The sequence below is a fragment of the Klebsiella grimontii genome (assembly GCF_900200035.1).
Lineage (GTDB): Bacteria > Pseudomonadota > Gammaproteobacteria > Enterobacterales > Enterobacteriaceae > Klebsiella > Klebsiella grimontii.
Window position 1 is genome coordinate 140326 of record NZ_FZTC01000053.1, and the last position, 20049, is coordinate 160374.

Consider the following 20049-nt stretch of genomic DNA (forward strand, 5'->3'; position numbering starts at 1 on the left):
GCAGGCAGAAAAGATAATAGTGGCAATATGACAATCATCTTTCCGAAAAACGGGATAATTATGGACCGACTCAGCGCGATGGCGTTGCTGGTGAAAGTGGCCGAACTCGGCAGCATGTCGGCGGCGGCGCGGGCGTTAAATATGCCCCTGACCACCGTTAGCCGCCAGGTTGGCGAACTGGAAAATACCCTCGGCGTGCGCCTGATGATCCGCACCACCCGCAAGCTGACGCTGACCGATACCGGCGTCGATTATGTCGCCGCCGCGCGGCGCATTCTCGAAGAGGTGGAGAACGCCGAGCGCCAGGCGGCGGGCGAATATCAGGAGCCAAAAGGCGAGCTGGTTCTCTCGGCGCCGACCATGTTTGGCCGTCAGCATGTTTTACCGGTGGTGACGGATTTTCTCGCCCGCTACCCGCAGATTCGCGTCCGTTTACTGCTTAGCGACCGCAACGCCGATCTGGTGGGCGATCATATTGATTTAGCGGTACGGATCGGCGCGCTACCGGACAGCGGGATGGTGGCCACCCGGCTGGGCGAAATGCGCATCGTCACCTGCGCGCACCCGGCCCTGCTGGAAAAGCACGGCATGCCGCAACGCCCGCGCGAGCTGGCCGCGCTACCGATCGTTCGTATTGAATCGCCGATGCCTTATCGCGGCTGGCGCTTTAACGCCGAAGAGGCGGAGGACCGGCTGGTGGCGCTGCAGCCGGTGCTGTCGCTGACTACACCCGAAAGCGCCGCCGACGCCGCCCGTCTGGGGGCAGGCGTGGCGCGCCTGCTGCACTACCAGGCGATTGACGGTCTGGCCTGCGGCGAGTTGACGCTTTTCCTGCAGGCGATGGAACCAGAGCCTGCGCCGGTGCACCTGCTGTACACCTCCCGGGATCTGGCTCCGCTTAAGCTGCGTAAATTCATCGATTTCGCCGCGCCGGCTCTGCGCCAGGCGCTGTTGCGTATCGCCGCCGCCGTCTAGCGTGCGCCGGTTTTCAGCGGCGCTTCTTTCAGTAGCCAGGAGAGCGCAAACGCCACCGCCATAATGCAGGCTGCCATCAGAAACGCCGCATGGATAGCGGACCCGAAGGCGTCCAGATAATCGAGGCGGATCTCCGCCGGGAGATTCTGTACCGCCGCCGGGTTCAGCGCCCTCGGCAGCTGTGCCCCTTCCGGTAGCAGGCGCAGCAGGTTGCTTTGCAGCACGTGGGTAAATACCGCCCCGAACAGCGCCACGCCGATAGAACCGCCAATCGATCGAAACAGCGTGACCCCGGAGGTCGCCACGCCGTACATCTGCGCGGGCATCGCGTTCTGTACCGCCAGCACCAGCACCTGCATCACCAGCCCCAGGCCCGCCCCCAGCACGCCGGTAAACAGATACAGCTGCCACATCGCTGAGTGGATGGTAATGCGCGTCAGCAGCACCATGCCGACCACCCCCAGCAGGGTGCCGATAATCGGAAACACCCGATACTTACCGGTACGGCTGATAATGCGCCCGCTGATGATTGACGTCAGCAGCAGGCCGCCCATCAGCGGGATCAGCTGCAGGCCCGCCTCGGTCGGCGTCGCCTCTTTGACCACCTGTAAATAGAGCGGCAGGAAGGTCACCGAGCCGAACAGCGCCATGCCGATAACAAAGCCAATCAGGCTGCACAGCAAAAAGCTGCGGTTGCGGAACAAGGAGAGCGGAATAATCGGCTCGCTGGCCAGCCGCTCTTCATGAATAAAGCCGATAATCCCGACCAGGCCAAAAGCCAGAATGCACCACAGCTGCGGGTCGCTCCACGCGCGGACGCTGCCGCCCTCGGAGGTAAAAAGGATGATGCACAGCAGCGCCATGCTGAGGTAGATCGCTCCCAGCCAGTCGATCTGGTGCTGGCTACGCTTGTTGCTGCTGTGAAAGACCGCGCCGATCACCAACAGCGCAAACAGCCCCAGCGGCAGGTTGATATAAAAAATCCAGCGCCAGGAGGCGTGCTGTACCAGGAAACCGCCGATTAACGGTCCGATCACCGTCGCCAGACCAAAGACGCCGCCGAATAACCCCTGATAGCGGCCGCGATTCGCGGGCGGGATGACGTCAGCCACCGCCGCCATGCTGATCACCATCAGGCCGCCGCCGCCCAGCCCCTGCAGGCCGCGCATCAGCACCAGTTGGGTCATATTTTGCGCCAGCCCGCAAAGAACGGAACCGGCAAGAAACAGCACAATCGCCACCTGCAGAACGACTTTTCGCCCGAAGAGATCGCCGAATTTGCCGTACAGCGGTACCGCGATGGTCGAACTCAGGATATAGGCGGTGACCACCCACGAGAGTTTATCCAGACCGCCAAGTTCGCCGACAATGGTCGGCAGCGCGGTGGAGACGATGGTCTGATCCAGCGCCGAGAGCAGCATCACCAGCAGCAGGGCGCTGAAGAGCAGGCGGATCGAGGGCACCGCCGGTTGGCTGGCGATTTCAGATGTCATAGCATGACTCGCTTGAAATTAATTAAATGCATAATTAATATTTAGGGAAATGATGAATCTGGTCAAGGGATCGCCACAGGATGTCAGCACAAAAAGACAATGAAGCCCCGCGTCGCCCCGGTCGCCCGCGCGGGCAGAAATCCGGCCCCGCCAACCGCGAACAGCTGATGGATATTGCCCTGGCGCTGTTTGCCCGCCACGGGATCGCCCGCATTTCGCTGAACGCCATCGCCAAAGAGGCGGGGGTAACGCCCGCGATGCTGCACTACTACTTCAGCTCGCGCGAAGCGCTGGTGGAAAAGCTGATCGAGGAGCGCTTTATGCCGCTGCGCAGCGAAATCGGGCAGATTTTTGTCGCGCATGGCGACGATCCGGTCACCGCTTTTACGCTGCTAATTGAAACCCTGGCGGCCATGGCGGAGAAAAACGCGTGGTTCGCGCCGCTGTGGATGCAGGAGATCATCGGCGAGATGCCGGTGCTGCGCCAGCAGATGCACGCGCGTTTTGGCGATGAAAAGTACCATAAGATGCTGGAGACGGTGCGCCGCTGGCAGCAGCAGGGCAAGCTTAATCCGGCGCTCTCCCCAGAGCTGCTGTTTACCACGCTGATAAGCCTGGTGCTGGTACCTTTTTCCCGCACCCACACCGATCCGCGGCTGCAATCGGTGGACAAGCAGATGATTGTCAGCCATGCCCTGGCGCTGATAGGCAGCGGGATCGGCGGCTAATTCTCCCCGGCTCGCGCTGCGCTTAGCCGGGCTACAGGTTTACAACCGTCTGCGATCCGGGGGATACAATCCGGTTCACTGCCGCCTGCATTCGGGTAGCCCGGACAGGCGCACAGCGCCGCCTCCGGGAGGTCTCCTGGGGGCTGCTTTACAATACTTTCGACAAATAATGGCGCTGCATACCCACGTGCGGGAAGTCCGGCAGCGACATCTGCAGCTGATAGCCCAGCTTCTGGTAAAACGGCAGCGCCTGGAAGCTGAACGTATCCACCAGCATATGGCTGCAGCCGCGCTCCCGCGCCTGGGATTCCGCTTCATGCATCAGCTCGCTGCCGAGGCCGCTGCCGCGCGACGCTTCGCTGACCCACAGATACTCAATACACAGCCAGCTGCCTTTGCGTTTGGCAATCAATCCCCCGCGCATCTCGCCAGCAGCATCGCGTGAATAAACGCCCAGCTCGCCGAACTGGGCTGGGTCAAGAAAGCGCAGATTGAATTCCCGCAGCCCCGTCAGCAGCTCTTCTTGATCGGCGGGATTAATGTTCTCTGTTATTATTAATGTCATTGATTATCTCCATCTTTTATTTTTCATAGACCATTCACCATCCTACTTTCACAAAATATCCTTTTTTTCTCCATTATTTCCTGACTAAATTCCCTGCACTAAATTTTGTGTAAAAAATCTTCCCATCATTCGGTTCAGACGTATAATGGAAAAAAATGAGAACGATCATTCTCAAAAACACAAACCATGGAGAACCCCATGAAAAATGCCCTGTAGCAGGCGTCATCCCTCGGTTCAGCGCCTGTAACCGCCGTCTGATACCGTATTCGCCGCACGGGGAAATGTCGGAAAAACCGCTTAATTAATAGCGGTATTCGCAGATTCATTTACTGCAAACAGGAATATTTATTTCCCCTTTGGTTATTTGTGCTTGCCCGGAGATGCATCATCGCCCGGCCTATCACCCCGCCAGTGAATTTGCGGGGCGGACGTCGTTCATCCTGAGAAAATATAATGAAATATACTTTAGCCCCCATCGCAGCAGCATTATTTCTCCTTAGCGGGTGCGATAATGCGCAAAACGCTTCCCCGCAGCAGATGACGCAGGAAGTCGGCGTCGTGACCCTGCAAGGCCAGCCTGTCCCGGTGGTGAGCAGCCTGACCGGACGCACCACCGCCTCGCTTAGCGCAGAAGTGCGCCCGCAGGTTGGCGGGATCGTGCAAAAACGCCTGTTTACCGAGGGCGATATGGTCAAAGCCGGACAGGCGCTATACCAAATCGACCCGTCAAGCTATCGCGCGACGTTTAACGAAGCCGCCGCCTCGCTGAAACAGGCCCAGGCGCTGGTCATCGCCGATTGCCAAAAAGCCCAGCGCTACGCGGTGCTGGTCAAAGATAACGGCGTCTCCCGTCAGGACGCCGATGACGCGATAGCGACCTGTAACCAGGATAAGGCCAGCGTCGAGTCGAAAAAAGCGGCGCTGGAAAGCGCGCGCATCAACCTGAACTGGACCACCGTGACCGCACCGATTGCCGGGCGCATCGGGATCTCTTCCGTCACGCCGGGCGCGCTGGTGTCCGCCGATCAGGATACCGCGCTGGCGACGATCCGCGGCCTGGATACAATGTACGTCGATCTCACCCGATCCAGCGTCGATCTGCTGCGCCTGCGTAAGCAAAGCCTGGCGAGCAACAGCGATACCCTTAACGTCACCCTGACTCTTGAAGATGGCAGCACCTACAGCGAAAAAGGTCGCCTGGCGCTGACCGAAGTGGCGGTAGATGAATCGACCGGTTCGGTCACGCTGCGCGCGGTCTTTCCCAATCCGCAGCACGTGCTGCTGCCCGGTATGTTCGTTCGCGCCCGCATAGACGAAGGCATCATGAACGATGCGATCCTCGCCCCTCAGCAGGGCATCACTCGCGATGCCAAAGGCGATGCCACCGCGCTGGTGGTTGACGCTAATAACAAGGTTGAACAGCGCAGCGTGGAAACTGGCGAAACTTACGGTGACAAATGGCTGATCGTCAACGGCCTGAAGAGCGGCGACAGGTTGATTGTTGAAGGAACCGGCAAAGTGGCGCCGGGCCAGCAGGTCAAAGCCGCCGAAGTCAAAAATGACGGAGGCAACGCCTGATGTTCTCCCGTTTCTTCGTGCGACGCCCGGTCTTCGCCTGGGTTATCGCCATTCTGATTATGCTCGCCGGGATTCTGGCTATCCGCACCCTGCCGGTCGCCCAGTATCCTGACGTCGCGCCGCCGGCGATAAAAATCTCCGCCACCTACACCGGGGCTTCTGCGGAAACCCTGGAAAACAGCGTGACCCAGGTTATCGAGCAGCAGCTCACCGGACTGGACAACCTGCTCTACTTTACGTCCACCAGCAGCTCCGACGGCTCGGTCAGCATTACCGTCACCTTTGAGCAGGGTACCGACCCGGATACCGCCCAGGTTCAGGTGCAGAACAAAGTGCAGCAGGCGGAGTCGCGCCTGCCGAGCGAAGTTCAGCAGTCCGGCGTGACGGTGGAGAAATCGCAGAGCAGCTTCCTGCTGATCCTCGCGGTGTATGACAAAAACAACAAAGCCACCAGCTCCGATATCTCCGACTGGCTGGTCAGCAATATGCAGGACCCAATGGCGCGTATTGAGGGCGTCGGCAGCCTGCAGGTGTTCGGCGCGGAGTACGCCATGCGCATCTGGATGGACCCGACCAAACTGGCCTCCTATTCGCTGATGCCATCCGATGTACAATCGGCGATTGAAGCGCAGAACGTGCAGGTGTCCGCCGGTAAAATCGGCGCCCTGCCCGCCACCAACGCACAGCAGCTGACCGCCACCGTCCGTGCCCAGTCGCGGCTGCAAACCGTCGCCCAGTTCAAAGAGATTATCGTCAAGAGCAAGAGCGACGGGTCGGTGGTGCGCCTGAGCGACGTCGCCCGCGTGGAGATGGGCAGCGAAGATTACACCGCCTCCGCCAATCTCAACGGCCACCCGGCTGCGGGGATCGCGGTGATGATGGCGCCGGGCGCTAACGCCCTGAATACCGCGACGCTGGTGAAAAACAAGATTGCCGAGTTCCAGCGCCAGATGCCGCAGGGCTACGATATCGCCTACCCGAAAGACAGCACCGAGTTCATCAAAATCTCGGTGGAGGATGTGATTCAGACGCTATTCGAGGCGATTATCCTCGTGGTCTGCGTGATGTATCTGTTCCTGCAAAACTTCCGCGCCACGCTGATCCCGGCGGTGGCGGTTCCGGTCGTGCTGCTGGGCACCTTCGGCGTGCTGGCGCTGTTTGGCTACTCCATCAACACCCTGACGCTGTTCGCGATGGTGCTGGCGATAGGCTTGCTGGTGGATGACGCCATCGTGGTGGTGGAAAACGTCGAGCGTATCATGCGCGACGAGGGGCTGCCCGCCCGCGAAGCCACCGAAAAATCGATGGGCGAAATCTCCGGCGCGCTGATCGCCATTGCCCTGGTGCTCTCGGCGGTGTTCCTGCCGATGGCCTTCTTCGGCGGCTCAACCGGAGTGATTTATCGCCAGTTCTCGGTGACCATTATCTCGGCGATGATGCTCTCCGTAGTGGTCGCCTTAACCTTAACCCCGGCGCTGTGCGGCGCGCTGCTAAGCCATTCGAAACCGCATACCAAAGGCTTCTTCGGCGCCTTTAACCGCCTGTGGGGACGCACCGAGCAGGGCTATCAGCATCGTGTGGTCGGCGGCCTGCGCCGCTCGGCGATGATGATGGGCGCTTTTGTCCTGATTTGCGGCGGCATGGCGCTGGCGATGTGGAAACTGCCGGGCAGCTTCCTGCCGACGGAGGATCAGGGCGAAATCATGGTCCAGTATACGCTGCCCGCCGGGGCGACGGCGGTACGTACCGCCGAGGTTCGCCGCCAGGTCACCGACTGGTTCCTGACGAAAGAGAAAGCCAATACCGACGTGATCTTTACCGTCGACGGCTTTAGCTTTAGCGGCAGCGGACAAAACGCCGGGATGGCCTTCGTGTCGCTGAAAAACTGGTCCGAACGTAAAGGCGAAGAAAATACCGCTCAGGCCATCGCCCTGCGCGCCACCAAAGAGCTCGGCAGCATTCGCGACGCCACCCTGTTCGCCATGACCCCGCCGTCGGTTGATGGCCTGGGGCAGAGCAATGGCTTCACCTTCGAACTGATGGCCAGCGGCGGCACCGATCGCGATAGCCTGATGAAAATGCGCAGCCAGCTGCTGGCGGCGGCGAATCAAAGTACCGAGCTGCAGTCCGTACGCGCCAACGATCTGCCGCAAATGCCGCAGCTGCAGGTGGATATTGATAACAACAAAGCCGTGTCGCTCGGGCTGTCGTTAAGCGATGTCACCGATACCCTCTCCAGCGCCTGGGGCGGTACCTACGTTAACGACTTTATCGATCGCGGTCGCGTGAAGAAGGTCTATATCCAGGGCGAAAGCGACGCCCGCGCCGTGCCGTCCGACCTCGGTAAATGGTTCGTGCGCGGCAGCGACGACAGCATGACGCCGTTCTCCGCCTTCGCTACCACCCGCTGGCAATACGGCCCGGAAAGCCTGGTGCGCTACAACGGCTCCGCCGCCTTTGAAATCCAGGGCGAAAACGCCAGCGGCTTCAGCTCCGGCGCGGCAATGGACAAGATGGAAGCCCTGGCCAATGACCTGCCGGCCGGCACCACCTGGGCGTGGAGCGGCATGTCGCTGCAGGAAAAACTCGCCAGCGGCCAGGCGATGAGCCTCTACGCCATCTCGATTCTGGTGGTCTTCCTGTGCCTCGCGGCGCTGTATGAGAGCTGGTCGGTGCCGTTCTCGGTGATCATGGTGATCCCGCTTGGGCTGCTCGGCGCGGCGCTGGCGGCCTGGATGCGCGGTCTGAGCAATGACGTTTACTTCCAGGTAGCGCTATTAACCACCATCGGCCTGTCGTCGAAGAACGCCATCCTGATCGTCGAATTCGCCGAATCGGCGGTGGAAGAGGGCTATTCCCTGTCGCGTGCCGCCATGCGCGCTGCGCAGACCCGCCTACGCCCTATTGTGATGACCTCGCTGGCGTTTATTGCCGGGGTGCTGCCGCTGGCGATCGCCACCGGAGCCGGGGCCAACAGCCGCGTGGCGATCGGTACCGGGATTATCGGCGGAACCCTGACCGCGACGCTGCTGGCGGTGTTCTTCGTGCCGCTGTTCTTTGTGCTGGTGAAACGCTTCTTCACCCGCCATCGTTCTTCTCAGGAGTAAGTTATGTTTCGTTTTACCTTAGTTTTTGTTGCGCTCCTGACGGCGGGCTGCGTCTCTTTCGACCCGAACTATGAGCGTCCGGCCGCGCCGGTCCCGGCGACCCTGCCGGGCAGCCACGGCGAGGCAACCGCGGTGGTCAGCGACTGGCAGCAGGTGGTGAATGACGCCCGCCTCAAAAAAGTGGTGAGTATCGCGTTGACCAGCAACCGCGACGTGCAGAAAGCGCTGGCCGATATCGAAGCCGCGCGCGCCCAGTTTGGTGAAACCCGCGCGTCGCTGTTTCCGACCCTCGACGCCGAGCTGAGCCATACCCGCAGTAAAACGGTGGCCAGCGGCCTGTCGTCGTCAGCGGAAGCCGACGGCGCGGTCTCCAGCTTCGAACTGGATCTGTTTGGCAAGAACCAAAGCCTGACGCGCGCCGCGCGGGAAACCTGGCTTGCCAGCGAATTCACCGCCCAGAATACGCGTCTGACGATGATCGCCGATCTGACCACCGCGTGGATAACCCTCGCCGCGGATAACAGCAATCTGGCGCTGGCGCAAGAAACCATGGCCAGCGCCGAGAACTCGCGCCGCATCGTCACCCGCCAGATGGAAGTCGGCACCGCCTCGGCTGGCGACCTGAGCGATGCCGAAAGCGTGTACCAGCAGGCGCGCGCCAGCGTCGCCAGCTACCGCACGCTGGTGGCGCAGGATAAAAACGCGCTCAACCTGCTGGCCGGGGAAACCGTGCCGGATAGCCTGCTGCCCGGCACGCTGGAAAGCCTTGGCGATCGCAGTATCACCCTGGTGCCGGCGGGCGTCTCTTCATCGGTACTGCTGCGCCGCCCGGATATCCAGGAAGCGGAGCATAACCTGAAGAGCGCTAACGCCGATATCGGCGCGGCGCGGGCCAACTTCTTCCCGTCCATCTCGCTGACCGCCAGCGCCGGGGTCGGCAGCGACTCGCTCTCGTCGCTGTTCAGCCACGGCATGCAGGTATGGTCATTCGCGCCGTCCATCAGCCTGCCGCTGTTTACCGGCGGCAGCAACCTGGCGCAGCTGCGCTACGCTGAAGCGGAGAAAAAGGGGCTGATCGCCACCTATGAGAAGACGATTCAGAGCGCTTTCAAAGATGTCGCCGACGCGCTGGCGCGGCGGGAAACGCTCAGCGAACAGCTGGACGCGCAGAATAAATACGTCGCGGCGGAGCAGAAATCGCTGAATATCGCGCTGAAGAGCTATCAGGCCGGGGTCGGAGATTATCTGTCGGTGCTGACCGCCCAGCGAACGCTGTGGTCGGCGCAGGCCACGCTGATCTCCCTCCAGCAAACGGACCTGGAAAACCGCATCACCCTCTGGCAGTCGCTGGGAGGCGGCGCCAGCTAACACCTTTACCGGGCGACAGCGCCCGGTTTGATGACAAGGAGCCCGCTTGTATGCCCCGAATCTCCCTTTCCTGGGTTGTGGTTCTCGGTTTGCTCAGCGCCATTGGGCCGCTGTGTACCGACTTCTATCTGCCCGCGCTGCCGGAAATTACCCAGCAGCTTAGCGCTACCGGCACGCAGACCCAGCTCTCTCTGACCGCGGCGCTGATCGGCCTCGGCCTTGGGCAACTGTTTTTCGGCCCGCTGAGCGACCGTATTGGTCGTAAAAAGCCGCTGGCGCTCTCCCTGCTGCTGTTTATTTTCTCCTCAGCGATGTGCGCGATAACCTACGATATCCATATGCTGATCGCCTGGCGCTTTCTGCAGGGCTTCGCCGGCGCGGGCGGCTCGGTGCTGTCGCGATCCATCGCCCGCGACCGCTATCAGGGCACCCTGCTGACCCAGTTTTTCGCCCTGCTGATGACCGTAAACGGCATCGCGCCGGTGCTTTCGCCGGTACTTGGCGGCTGGATCATCACCGCCTTCGACTGGCGTATTCTGTTCTGGGCGATGGCGGCGATTGGCGTGGTGTTACTGCTGCTCAGCCTGACGGTGCTGCACGAAACGCTGCCGGAAAAAAGCGCCGCATCGGTTGCGCAGCGGCAGGATGAGACGCCGGTGCTGAAAAATCACCGCTTTATGCGCTACTGCCTGATTCAGGCCTTTATGATGGCCGGGCTGTTCTCCTATATCGGCTCATCTTCGTTTGTTATTCAGAGCGAATATGCCATGAGCGCGATGCAGTTCAGCCTGCTGTTCGGCCTGAACGGTATTGGGCTGATTATCGCGGCGCTGATCTTTTCCCGCCTGGCGCGCCGCTTCAGCGCCGAATCTCTGCTGCGCGGCGGTCAATTGCTGGCGGTGGCGTTTGCCGCCATCACCCTGCTCTTCGCCTGGCTATCGCAGCCGACGCTGGCGCTGGTCGGCCTGTTTTTTACCGTTTCCATGATGAGCGGCATCAGTACCGTTGCCGGCTCGGAAGCGATGAACGCCATTCACGCCCGCCAGTCCGGCACCGCTTCCGCCCTGATGGGCACGCTGATGTTTGTGTTCGGCGGGATTGCCGCGCCGCTGGCCGGACTCGGCGGCGAAACGATGCTCAAAATGAGCCTGGCGATGACCCTTTGCTATCTGGCCGCGCTGCTGATTGGCCTGAAAAAACCACGTTCCGTCGCATAACCTCCCCTGGCGGTAATAAAATATTCCAATTTTATTACCGCCATATTTCCCGCCAACGCTGAAATCTCCTATTATCTCTTCAACACCAATCGTGATAGTCTTCACATGAAAGGAATAATTAATTCCTTATACTGCCCGCCACTGTGAATAAAGAGGTTCTTATGAGTATCGACCTGAGCAAACTGCTGACCGAGCGCCGCAACGCCAATAGCGCCAACATTGATACCCTCTCCACCGAAGAGATGCTGACGGTGATTAACCAGGAAGACCAGCAGGTGGCTCACGCCATCACCCCCTATCTGGCGCAAATTGCCCAGGTCGTGGATAAGGTCGCAGCGGCGCTGCAGGCGGGCGGGCGACTGATTTATATCGGCGCGGGGACCTCCGGTCGTCTGGGGATCCTTGACGCCAGCGAGTGTCCGCCGACCTTCGGCACTCGCCCCGAACAGGTGGTGGGCATCATCGCGGGCGGCCATAAAGCGATTCTGAGCGCCGTAGAGAACGTTGAAGACAACAAAGCGCAAGGGGCGATGGATCTGCAGAATATTAATTTTAGCAGCCGCGATGTGCTGGTCGGGCTCGCGGCCAGCGGACGCACGCCGTACGTCATCGGCGCCATGGAGTATGCCTACAGCCAGAACGCTTTCGTCGCCATCGTCAGCTGCAACCCGCACGGGGAAATGGCCCAGCTGGCGGACGTCGCCATTACGCCGGTGGTCGGCCCGGAAGTCGTTACCGGCTCAACGCGGCTCAAGGCAGGCACCGCGCAGAAGCTGGTGCTGAATATGATCTCCACCGGGGCGATGATCCGCATTGGCAAGGTCTACAGCAACCTGATGGTGGATGTGGAAGCGACCAACGCCAAGCTTATCGAGCGCCAGGTGTCCATCGTCATGGAAGCGACCGAATGCGATCGCGCAACCGCCCAGAGCGCGCTGGAGGCCTGCGGTCGCCACTGCAAAACGGCGATTGTGATGGTGCTGGCTGATTTAAGCGCCCCGGATGCCCAGGCGCTGTTGGCAAAAAATAACGGCTATATCCGCAAGGCGCTGAGCCACTCATGACCGCTGACCAACAGGTAATCTGCAATGGCAAAAATAAATAAAGAGATGATAGCGCGGATCCTTCAACACGTTGGCGGCGCCGGTAACGTCGCGCAGGCGGGCAACTGTATGACCCGGCTGCGCCTGACTCTGCGCGATGAATCACGGGCCGATAGCGCCGCCATCCGTCAGATTGAGGGCGTGATGGGGGTTATCGTCAGCGATGAGCAGTTCCAGGTCGTGCTTGGCCCCGGCAAGGCGCAAACCGCGGCGGAAATGATGAATGCGTTACTGGAAGACGCTCCGGCGGAGACGCCGTCGCTGGCCGATGTCGCCGCCGAGAAGAAGCAGGCGCTGAAGAGCAAGCAAACCAGCGGCATCCAAAAATTCCTCGCTAAATTCGCCACCATTTTCACCCCGCTGATCCCCGGTTTTATCGCCGTCGGCCTGCTGTTAGGATTCGCGACCCTGGCGGAGCAGATATTTGTCCTCGAAAACGCGCATCCGAACGCGACGATGGTGGCGCTGATCGGCTACATGAAGGTATTCAGCAAGGGGATGTTTACCTTCCTGAGCATCCTGATCGGCTATAACGCCCAGAAAGCCTTCGGCGGCTCCGGGGTCAACGGGGCCATCATCGCTGCGCTGTTTGTCCTCGGCTACAACCCGGAGGCCACCAGCGGCTTCTATTCCGGGATTTCGACCTTCTTCGGCCACGGTATCGACCCGCGCGGCAATATTATCGGCGTGCTTATCGCCTCGATTATCGGCGCGTGGGTGGAAAGACAGGTGCGCCGCATCATGCCTGCCAACCTCGATATGATCCTCACCTCGGCGGTGACGCTGCTGATCATGGGCGCAATCACTTTTACCGTCATTATGCCGATCGGCGGCTGGCTGTTTACCGGAATGTCATGGCTATTCCTGCACCTTAACGGCAACCCGTTCGGCTCTGCGGTGCTGGCCGGCCTGTTCCTGCTGGCGGTGATGTTCGGCGTCCATCAGGGCTTCGTGCCGGTCTATTTCGCGCTGGTGGATGCGCAGGGGTTTAACTCGCTGTTTCCGATTCTGGCGATGGCCGGGGCCGGACAGGTCGGCGCGGCGCTGGCGCTGTTCTGGCGGGCGAAGCACGGCTCTCTGCTGCGTACGCAAATTAAAGGGGCGATTATTCCCGGCTTCCTCGGCATCGGCGAACCGCTGATTTATGGCGTGACGCTGCCGCGCATGAAGCCGTTTATCACCGCCTGCCTCGGCGGCGCCTGCGGCGGTTTCTTCCTCGGGCTTGTCGCCTGGATGGGGCTACCGGTCGGCCTGAATACGGTATTTGGCCCGTCCGGGCTGGTGGCGCTGCCGCTGATGACCTCCAAAAGCGGGATCTACGCCGGAATGGCGGTGTATGCCGCCGGGCTGGCGGTCTCTTATCTGTGCGGCTTCGCCCTGACCTGGCTGTTCGGCAGTAAAAACGTTGATTTGAGCTAGAGCGCGCATCTGACGCACGGCGGTGAACGTGAGTTTATCCGCCGCATGGCGGGAGGTACTGACGCCCCATGCTGAATATTTTTTGCGCGTGGCGTCGCGTTTCTGTCGGCCCGGTCAGGCGCCAGCCGCCACCGGGCAACGTCGGCGAGGGTACATCTGATAAAGGATCCGGCTACCATTTCCTGCCCCGCTTCCCGCGCGTGCTCATGCTATGATGCTGCTTTCGCACTATTTTCACCTGAGGGAAAGATGGGCTCCAGCAAAAAAGGGATGCTGAACGTACTGATCGCCGCTGTGCTGTGGGGCAGTTCCGGCGTCTGCGCGCAATATATTATGCAGCAAAGCCAGATGTCATCGCCGTTTCTGACCATGACGCGCCTGTTGTTCGCCGGCCTGATCCTTCTGATGCTCTCGTTCTTTCACGGCGATAAGATTTTCCGCGTCCTGCTAAACCGCAAAGACGCCGTCAGTCTGCTGATCTTTTCGCTGTTCGGCGCGCTCACCGTGCAATACACCTTCCTGATGACTATCGAGCAATCCAACGCCGCCACCGCGACGGTGCTGCAGTTCCTGTCGCCGACGATTATCGTCGCCTGGTTTGCCATCGCCCGCAAAACGCGCCCCAGCCCGCTGGTGCTCGCGGCCATCGCCACCTCTCTGGCGGGCACTTTCCTGCTGGTCACCCACGGTAACCCGACGACGCTGTCGATTTCCCCCACGGCGCTGTTCTGGGGGATTGCTTCGGCGTTTGCCGCTGCTTTTTATACGACTTACCCTTCGACGCTGATTGCCCGCTACGGCACGCTGCCGATTGTCGGCTGGAGCATGCTGCTCGGCGGCGCGATGCTGCTGCCGTTCTATGCCGGACAGGGCAACCATTTTGTGGTGACCGGCGGCCTGCTGCTGGCCTTTTTCTACCTGGTGGTAATCGGCACCTCGCTGACCTTTAGCCTCTACCTGAACGGCGCGCAGAAGATTGGCGGCGCGAAGGCGGGGATCCTCAGCTGCGCGGAGCCGTTGAGTAGCGCTCTGCTCTCTCTGCTGCTGCTCGGCATCACCTTTACCCTCCCGGACTGGCTGGGCACGCTGCTGATCCTCTCGTCGGTGGTGCTGATCGCCCTGGATTCGCGGCGGCGGGTTAAAACGGCCTGACGATTATCGGGCAGGAGATGCTGCGACCTGCGTTTGCAGCATCTTCAGGTCGTCATCCGACAGCTCACAAACCACCTGCACCAGCTCGCGCTCAAATCCCTGTTCCAGACATGAACGAGCAATACGCAACGCCTCTTCTCGTTTCCCTTCCTGAAATCCTTCATAAAACCCCAGGTAAAATTCCAACAGGTATTCCAGTAAATACTCTTGTTGTAACTCCTGTGGTATCTCTTCCAGCGGTAGCCTCTCTACAATCGTCATTAATTTTCCCCCATCTTGAGGGATGCATCCTGGAATGCATTCAGATCGTCATCCGAGAGCCCAATAGTCATCCGTACCAGCTCGCGCTCAAACCCCTGCTCCAGAAGTGAACGGGCAATACGCAACGCTTCTTCTTCTCTACCCTCTTGTTTACCTTCTAACTTGCCCTCCAACTTGCCTTCTTGTCTCCCTTCCTGCCGTAGCCTTTCCGCAATCGTCATGAGTACCTCCTTATGTTGAGGAACGCGCCGCTCGACCTCGTGAAGAAATTCACCAAAATGAGGCGCATCGCCGCACTGCAGCATGTAATTAAACAGCGCTTTCAACTGGCTGTCATTAGCGCAACCTTTAACCAACAGCTCGGCTAATCGCTCCACCAGGCCAACTAAATCGCGCTGGCGAATATGCTTTTGAATCAGCTCCAGCAACGCCACACGCCGGTGCTGCATAATGTCGTCATCCGGCACCACCGTAATATCCACCAGCGGGAAAGCGGCGGCATAGATCCGCCGCGCGGCCTCCGTATCGGCAAACTCTTCCAGCCAGCACAGCGAGAAAGGATAGGGGCTTTTCGCGCCGTGATAGAACAGCATCGGCACCACCAGCGGCAGCGTTTTGTGCCCGGCGTCCAGATGACGCTGCATCGCCGTCAGCGCGTAGCGCATCAGCCTGAATGCCATGTGCGCATCCGGCGTGCTCTGATGTTCAATCACCACGTAGATATAGCCGTCACCGTCGCTGGTTTTCAGCGACCACAGTACGTCGGAGTAGCTGGCGCGCAAATCGGCCTCAATGAAGCTGCCGGACTCCAGCTTAAGCGTTTGCAGGTCGCACAGCTGGCGCAGCGAAGCGGGAAGATGAATCTCGATAAAATCCCTTGCGCACTCGGGATGCGATAAAAACTGTTTAAAAACCGCATCGTGCGGCGTCGAGGTCGTTCCTTTTTTCGTCATGGTCCGCCATCCCTGAAACGCGATAGCTGGAATATATCCATCACCGCGACGCCGGGCATCTGCGCATCAACGGCTTTGCTTGCCGCTACGGAAGATAAATTTCAGCGACTGAAACAGATACATTCCTGCGGAAAGCAACACGCAAAATGTTGATTCAGGAATGCGTCTATAGTTAGAGGAACGCTTTAATAAAAATAAGGATATCCGTGATGAAGAGAATGAAAATTGCGCTTTCGCTGGCCGTCTGTCTGGTGCTCCCCAGCGTGGCGACAGCCGCACCGCTCTCCGGGCTGAAGTTTGAACAGCAAAAGCAGCAGATAGTGAAGGATGTGAGGAAAAACTGCCCTAACAGCAGCGCGCTGGACGATACGCAGTTTGCTAACCGCGTACTGGAATCAGCGGAAAATAAGACTGCCGTACAAAGCGCGACGCGGGCGCTGGATAAAAACAACAGCGCCGCTTACCAGAAGGCCATTAGCGCCATAGCTTGCCCCATGCCCTAGCGCCGGTTGCAGGGTCGCCATCAACGGTTCGGAATGATCAAATCCCCGCGCAGCGGGCTGCTGCCGAGTATTTGCGTCTTCTCGGTCAGCCAGTTGACGATCTGGCTGGCCATCGCGTCCATTGAATATTCTATCGCCGGAATGGTCGGAATACCGGGCAGCTGTAACGAGCCCGCAAGGCTGAACACCATAACTTTTTCCGGCACCGAGCGATTAAACGCCTGAAGCTGCGGCACCACCAGCTGCGCCTGCTGCTCGTTGGCCACCAATAACGCATTAAAATTCAGGGTGGTTGTGTTGTTTACCAGCTCCTGCACCGCCACGGACGGCGAATGGCTGTCGAGAAAAACCAGGTTGCGATTGAACGGCAGAAAATTCTTTTCCAGCGCGTGCTTATAGCCCAGCAAAACCTGGTCAGCAAAGCCGCTGGCCTGGGGATGGATCAGCGCAATCTGGCGCCGCCCCTGGCTTATCAGATAGTTGCAGGCCGTTTCCGCCGCGAAGGCATGGTCAAACTGAATGCTATTCGTTCCGTCGCTTTCCAGGCAGTCAATCAGTACTACGTCGGGCCGGTCGATATTGAGCGGAAACCGTGCGCCGATGATTAATACATTATCGCAAAGGCCGCAGGTCAACTCATCCAGCGAATGCAGCACTCTGCTGCGGCTGTTGGCAAAACGCAGCAGCAGATGCTTCTGGTGCTGGCTAAGCTGTTTCTCCAGCGCGTAGAGATAGCTGGTGGTTTGATTAATGTTGTCCTGGGCGCAAATGACGCCGATGCAGCCGGTAGTCTGACTCAGCAAAGATTGCGCTATCATATTCGGCCGGTAGTTAAGCTCTTCCGCCGCCTGCAGTACCGCCTGTCGGCTGGCTTCCTTTACGCCGCGCGAACCGCTCAACACCCGAGAGACTGTGGCTTTCGACACCCCAGCTAACCGTGATACATCGTTGATTGTAGACATTATTTTCCCCTGACAGGGTCAATCCGATCCCTGTAAATCCTTAAACCTGAATCGCTTCAATAATAACCAGCGGCAGTATATCCGTTTCCCTTTTTATTTGGAAACCGATTTTCCATTTCATGGAAAATCGCAGCAAAAACCAGGAAAATTTGTGAGCCAAATCTAATTAACAGCCCCTTTGACTGACAGATCTTGATGGTTATCACAGTTCTGTTTTTTATAAATGGAAACCGGTTTCCGTCTGATATCAAATCATCCACGCAATAACTTTTTACATTTTGAGGACGAACGTCGATGTACAAGATTATGCTGTGCTGCTCTGCCGGAATGTCCACCAGCCTGCTGGTCAGAAAGATGGTTGATGCCGCGAAGGAACGTAATCTGCCGGTGCAGATTGACGCCTATGGAGTTTCCGAATTTGACATGCAGTTTCCGCAATACCAGGTGGTGCTTCTTGGGCCACAGGTGAAATACATGCTGAAAAACTTATCTGAGAAAGCCGCTCCCCTGAATATTCCGGTCCAGCCGATTAACACCATGGATTACGGAATGCAGCGGGGAGATAACGTCCTGGATTATGCCCTGTCGCTGATTGCAGCGCATTAAGAGGTGTGCAAATGAGTTCTCTGTATCAGTCCATGATTGCCGTGATCGAGCAATCAATTACCCCGCTGGCAGGACGCCTTGGGCAGCAGAAATACGTTATCGCGATTCGCGATGGCTTCACTGCCGCATTGCCGTTTATGATCATCGGCTCATTCATGCTGGTATTTATCTTTCCACCTTTCTCCCCGGATACCACGAATGGTTTCGCCCGCGGCTGGCTGGATTTCTCCCAGCAGTACCGTGAACAGCTGATGCTGCCGTTTAACCTCAGCATGGGCGTAATGACGTTTTTTATTTCGGTGGGAATCGGCGCCAGCCTGGGACGTCAGTTCCAACTCGACCCGGTGATGTCCGGTCTGCTGGCGTTCATGGCCTTCTTACTGGTTGCCGCGCCGTACGCCGATGGCAAAATCTCCACCCAGTACCTCTCCGGTCAGGGCATTTTTACCGCCTTGATCACCGCCATCTACTCCACCCGCGTTTACGCCTGGTTAAAGCAGAACAATATTACGATTCGCCTGCCAAAAGAGGTGCCGACCGGCGTTGCCCGCTCGTTTGAAATTCTTATCCCGGTACTGGTGGTGATCGCGACCCTGCATCCGCTGAATCTGTTTATCGAAGCGCAGACCGGTATGATCCTGCCGCAGGCGATTATGCACCTGCTGGAGCCCCTGGTTTCCGCCTCTGACTCCCTGCCGGCGATTCTGCTTTCCGTCCTGATGTGCCAGATTTTCTGGTTCGCCGGGATCCACGGTTCGCTGATCGTGACCGGCATTATGAACCCCTTCTGGATGGCCAACCTGTCGGCAAACCAGGCCGCGCTGGCGGCCGGTGCGGCACTGCCGCATGTCTATCTGCAAGGTTTCTGGGATCACTATCTGCTGATAGGCGGCGTCGGTTCCACGCTTCCGCTGGCGTTCCTGCTGCTGCGTAGCCGCGTAACCCATCTGCGTACCATCGGTAAAATGGGCATTGTGCCAAGCTTCTTTAATATCAACGAACCGATCCTGTTCGGCGCGCCGATTATCATGAACCCGATGATGTTTATCCCGTTCGTCTTTGTCCCGATGATCAACGCCGTTCTGGCTTATGGCGCGACGCGTCTCGGCTGGCTCAGCCAGGTGGTTTCGCTGACGCCGTGGACAACGCCGGCGCCTATCGGCGCATCGTGGGCCGCAAACTGGACGTTAAGCCCGGTGGTCATGTGCCTGATTTGTATGGTGATGTCGGCGCTAATCTATCTGCCATTCCTGCGCGCCTATGAACGTTCCTTAATGAAAACTGAAGTTGAAAAAGCAAAAGCCGCGGTTCCGGTTGCCGAAACGGTCAGCCAATAATGAAGCAATATATTTAATATTATCTTTTAGATGACGGCATAAATAATGCGGAAAAGGGATTTTGCTGCATTATTTAAATAATAAAGTTAATGACCTCAGGATCTATCATGATTGAATTAGAAGATGCGGTAATGGAAATTATCGTTAACGCGGGACAGTCACGCTCATTGTGTTTTGAAGCACTCCATTGCGCCCGTAACGGTAATATAGATGAAGCGCGCTTACTACTGAATGAAGCCGATGGTTACGCCCGTCGGGCGCATCAGATGCAGACCCGGCTTATCGAGCAGGATGCCGGCGAAGCGCGCCAGCCGATGACGTTAATTATGGTCCATGCTCAGGATCACTTAATGAACTCACTGCTCGCCCGTGAATTTTCGGAAGAGTTAATTCATTTATACCAGCGTTAATTTATATCAATATTTAACAACTGTATCCGGAATAAATACACCAGCTTATCCTGGCGGGATGGCTATTATCTGAATATATGAATTATTAAAAGCGAGATAATTATGAAAACTGTAAAAATGCTGCCATTAGCAATGGCGGTCGTCGCCGCGCTGTGCCCAATTTCCGTATTCGCGCAAGAATTTACGCAGGAACAGATCGACGCCATTGTGGCGAAGGCCGTCGATAAAGCCCTCGCCGAGCGCCAGGCGAAAATCGACGCTGCCGCCGATAAAAAAGTGGATGTTATTACTAACCCGCAGACCACCGCCGCC

At 58.4% G+C, this 20049-nt stretch carries 18 protein-coding genes and 1 pseudogene; 14 read left to right on the forward strand and 5 right to left on the reverse strand.

What is annotated here, in order from left to right; translation table 11 throughout:
- Window positions 1–60 precede the first annotated feature (60 nt).
- Window positions 61–975 carry a LysR family transcriptional regulator gene (locus tag KOSB73_RS30235; protein ID WP_004133154.1) on the forward strand — a complete coding sequence of 305 codons (915 nt, stop codon included), beginning with the start codon at window positions 61–63 and terminating at the stop codon, window positions 973–975.
- On the opposite strand, the gene KOSB73_RS30240 is transcribed toward KOSB73_RS30235, so the two are convergent.
- Window positions 972–2468: an MDR family MFS transporter gene (locus tag KOSB73_RS30240; RefSeq protein ID WP_024359680.1), complete on the reverse strand. Its 1497-nt coding sequence runs from the start codon at window positions 2466–2468 to the stop codon at window positions 972–974. The genes KOSB73_RS30235 and KOSB73_RS30240 overlap by 4 nt on opposite strands.
- Window positions 2469–2548: 80 nt before the next feature.
- On the opposite strand from KOSB73_RS30240, the gene KOSB73_RS30245 reads away from it, so the two are divergent.
- Complete coding sequence (locus KOSB73_RS30245) at window positions 2549–3196, forward strand: TetR/AcrR family transcriptional regulator (RefSeq protein WP_004133150.1); 648 nt, start codon at window positions 2549–2551, stop codon at window positions 3194–3196.
- A 148-nt stretch (window positions 3197–3344) separates the two neighbouring features.
- Here KOSB73_RS30245 and KOSB73_RS30250 read toward each other — a convergent pair whose 3' ends face one another.
- Window positions 3345–3761, reverse strand: a complete 417-nt coding sequence (locus KOSB73_RS30250) for a GNAT family N-acetyltransferase (protein ID WP_049131599.1) — start codon at window positions 3759–3761, stop codon at window positions 3345–3347.
- 453 nt (window positions 3762–4214) lie between these two features.
- Here KOSB73_RS30250 and KOSB73_RS30255 point away from each other — a divergent pair, with 453 nt between their 5' ends.
- The 7 genes from KOSB73_RS30255 (at window position 4215) to KOSB73_RS30285 (ending at window position 14705) form a co-directional block, all read left to right on the forward strand.
- A complete protein-coding gene (locus KOSB73_RS30255; protein WP_049131596.1) occupies window positions 4215–5339 on the forward strand; it encodes an efflux RND transporter periplasmic adaptor subunit in 1125 nt (374 codons plus the stop codon).
- Window positions 5339–8446: a multidrug efflux RND transporter permease subunit EefB gene (gene eefB / locus KOSB73_RS30260; RefSeq protein ID WP_004133144.1), complete on the forward strand. Its 3108-nt coding sequence runs from the start codon at window positions 5339–5341 to the stop codon at window positions 8444–8446. Before KOSB73_RS30255 ends, eefB begins: the two co-directional genes overlap by 1 nt.
- A 3-nt stretch (window positions 8447–8449) precedes the next feature.
- Entirely contained in the window at window positions 8450–9814 is a 1365-nt protein-coding gene (locus tag KOSB73_RS30265; protein ID WP_049087021.1) for an efflux transporter outer membrane subunit, read from the forward strand.
- Window positions 9815–9864: 50 nt separating this feature from the next.
- Window positions 9865–11031, forward strand: coding sequence for a multidrug effflux MFS transporter (locus KOSB73_RS30270; RefSeq protein ID WP_049087022.1), 1167 nt, complete (start codon window positions 9865–9867; stop codon window positions 11029–11031).
- A gap of 161 nt (window positions 11032–11192) precedes the next feature.
- Entirely contained in the window at window positions 11193–12095 is a 903-nt protein-coding gene (murQ, locus tag KOSB73_RS30275; protein ID WP_004133138.1) for an N-acetylmuramic acid 6-phosphate etherase, read from the forward strand.
- 24 nt (window positions 12096–12119) lie between these two features.
- Complete coding sequence (gene murP, locus KOSB73_RS30280) at window positions 12120–13553, forward strand: PTS N-acetylmuramic acid transporter subunit IIBC (RefSeq protein WP_098141448.1); 1434 nt, start codon at window positions 12120–12122, stop codon at window positions 13551–13553.
- 249 nt (window positions 13554–13802) lie between these two features.
- A complete protein-coding gene (locus KOSB73_RS30285; RefSeq protein WP_004133132.1) occupies window positions 13803–14705 on the forward strand; it encodes an EamA family transporter in 903 nt (300 codons plus the stop codon).
- Window positions 14706–14708: 3 nt separating this feature from the next.
- Here the strand turns inward: KOSB73_RS30285 and KOSB73_RS30290 are convergent, their stop codons facing one another.
- Both KOSB73_RS30290 and KOSB73_RS30295 read right to left on the reverse strand, forming a co-directional pair.
- Entirely contained in the window at window positions 14709–14966 is a 258-nt protein-coding gene (locus tag KOSB73_RS30290; RefSeq protein WP_004133131.1) for a hypothetical protein, read from the reverse strand.
- Window positions 14966–15919, reverse strand: coding sequence for an Rpn family recombination-promoting nuclease/putative transposase (locus tag KOSB73_RS30295; protein ID WP_098141450.1), 954 nt, complete (start codon window positions 15917–15919; stop codon window positions 14966–14968). Before KOSB73_RS30295 ends, KOSB73_RS30290 begins: the two co-directional genes overlap by 1 nt.
- 209 nt (window positions 15920–16128) lie before the next feature.
- Between KOSB73_RS30295 and KOSB73_RS30300 the strand changes: the two genes are divergently transcribed.
- Window positions 16129–16422, forward strand: a complete 294-nt coding sequence (locus KOSB73_RS30300; RefSeq protein WP_049087025.1) for a YicS family protein — start codon at window positions 16129–16131, stop codon at window positions 16420–16422.
- Between the two features lie 20 nt (window positions 16423–16442).
- Here the strand turns inward: KOSB73_RS30300 and KOSB73_RS30305 are convergent, their stop codons facing one another.
- The gene (locus KOSB73_RS30305; RefSeq protein ID WP_049087026.1) at window positions 16443–17384 is read right to left on the reverse strand and encodes a LacI family DNA-binding transcriptional regulator; all 942 of its coding nucleotides are present in this window, start codon (window positions 17382–17384) and stop codon (window positions 16443–16445) included.
- A 294-nt stretch (window positions 17385–17678) separates the two neighbouring features.
- Here KOSB73_RS30305 and KOSB73_RS30310 point away from each other — a divergent pair, with 294 nt between their 5' ends.
- The 4 genes and pseudogenes from KOSB73_RS30310 to KOSB73_RS30325 form a co-directional block, all read left to right on the forward strand.
- On the forward strand, window positions 17679–17990 hold the full coding sequence (locus tag KOSB73_RS30310; RefSeq protein ID WP_004133123.1) for a PTS sugar transporter subunit IIB: 312 nt from the start codon (window positions 17679–17681) through the stop codon (window positions 17988–17990).
- Between the two features lie 11 nt (window positions 17991–18001).
- Window positions 18002–19327, forward strand: a complete 1326-nt coding sequence (locus KOSB73_RS30315; RefSeq protein WP_004133122.1) for a PTS sugar transporter subunit IIC — start codon at window positions 18002–18004, stop codon at window positions 19325–19327.
- Between the two features lie 107 nt (window positions 19328–19434).
- Window positions 19435–19737, forward strand: coding sequence for a PTS lactose/cellobiose transporter subunit IIA (locus KOSB73_RS30320; RefSeq protein WP_004855598.1), 303 nt, complete (start codon window positions 19435–19437; stop codon window positions 19735–19737).
- 102 nt (window positions 19738–19839) lie between these two features.
- A pseudogene (locus tag KOSB73_RS30325) lies at window positions 19840–20049 on the forward strand (putative porin); the annotation flags it as partial.

Coding starts and splice junctions, on each gene's coding strand:
- KOSB73_RS30235 (WP_004133154.1), top strand. CDS start 61: ATGGACCGACTCAGCGCGATGGCGTTGCTGGTGAAAGTGGCCGAACTC.
- KOSB73_RS30240 (WP_024359680.1), bottom strand. CDS start 2,468: ATGACATCTGAAATCGCCAGCCAACCGGCGGTGCCCTCGATCCGCCTG.
- KOSB73_RS30245 (WP_004133150.1), top strand. CDS start 2,549: ATGTCAGCACAAAAAGACAATGAAGCCCCGCGTCGCCCCGGTCGCCCG.
- KOSB73_RS30250 (WP_049131599.1), bottom strand. CDS start 3,761: ATGACATTAATAATAACAGAGAACATTAATCCCGCCGATCAAGAAGAG.
- KOSB73_RS30255 (WP_049131596.1), top strand. CDS start 4,215: ATGAAATATACTTTAGCCCCCATCGCAGCAGCATTATTTCTCCTTAGC.
- eefB (WP_004133144.1), top strand. CDS start 5,339: ATGTTCTCCCGTTTCTTCGTGCGACGCCCGGTCTTCGCCTGGGTTATC.
- KOSB73_RS30265 (WP_049087021.1), top strand. CDS start 8,450: ATGTTTCGTTTTACCTTAGTTTTTGTTGCGCTCCTGACGGCGGGCTGC.
- KOSB73_RS30270 (WP_049087022.1), top strand. CDS start 9,865: ATGCCCCGAATCTCCCTTTCCTGGGTTGTGGTTCTCGGTTTGCTCAGC.
- murQ (WP_004133138.1), top strand. CDS start 11,193: ATGAGTATCGACCTGAGCAAACTGCTGACCGAGCGCCGCAACGCCAAT.
- murP (WP_098141448.1), top strand. CDS start 12,120: ATGGCAAAAATAAATAAAGAGATGATAGCGCGGATCCTTCAACACGTT.
- KOSB73_RS30285 (WP_004133132.1), top strand. CDS start 13,803: ATGGGCTCCAGCAAAAAAGGGATGCTGAACGTACTGATCGCCGCTGTG.
- KOSB73_RS30290 (WP_004133131.1), bottom strand. CDS start 14,966: ATGACGATTGTAGAGAGGCTACCGCTGGAAGAGATACCACAGGAGTTA.
- KOSB73_RS30295 (WP_098141450.1), bottom strand. CDS start 15,919: ATGACGAAAAAAGGAACGACCTCGACGCCGCACGATGCGGTTTTTAAA.
- KOSB73_RS30300 (WP_049087025.1), top strand. CDS start 16,129: ATGAAGAGAATGAAAATTGCGCTTTCGCTGGCCGTCTGTCTGGTGCTC.
- KOSB73_RS30305 (WP_049087026.1), bottom strand. CDS start 17,384: ATGTCTACAATCAACGATGTATCACGGTTAGCTGGGGTGTCGAAAGCC.
- KOSB73_RS30310 (WP_004133123.1), top strand. CDS start 17,679: ATGTACAAGATTATGCTGTGCTGCTCTGCCGGAATGTCCACCAGCCTG.
- KOSB73_RS30315 (WP_004133122.1), top strand. CDS start 18,002: ATGAGTTCTCTGTATCAGTCCATGATTGCCGTGATCGAGCAATCAATT.
- KOSB73_RS30320 (WP_004855598.1), top strand. CDS start 19,435: ATGATTGAATTAGAAGATGCGGTAATGGAAATTATCGTTAACGCGGGA.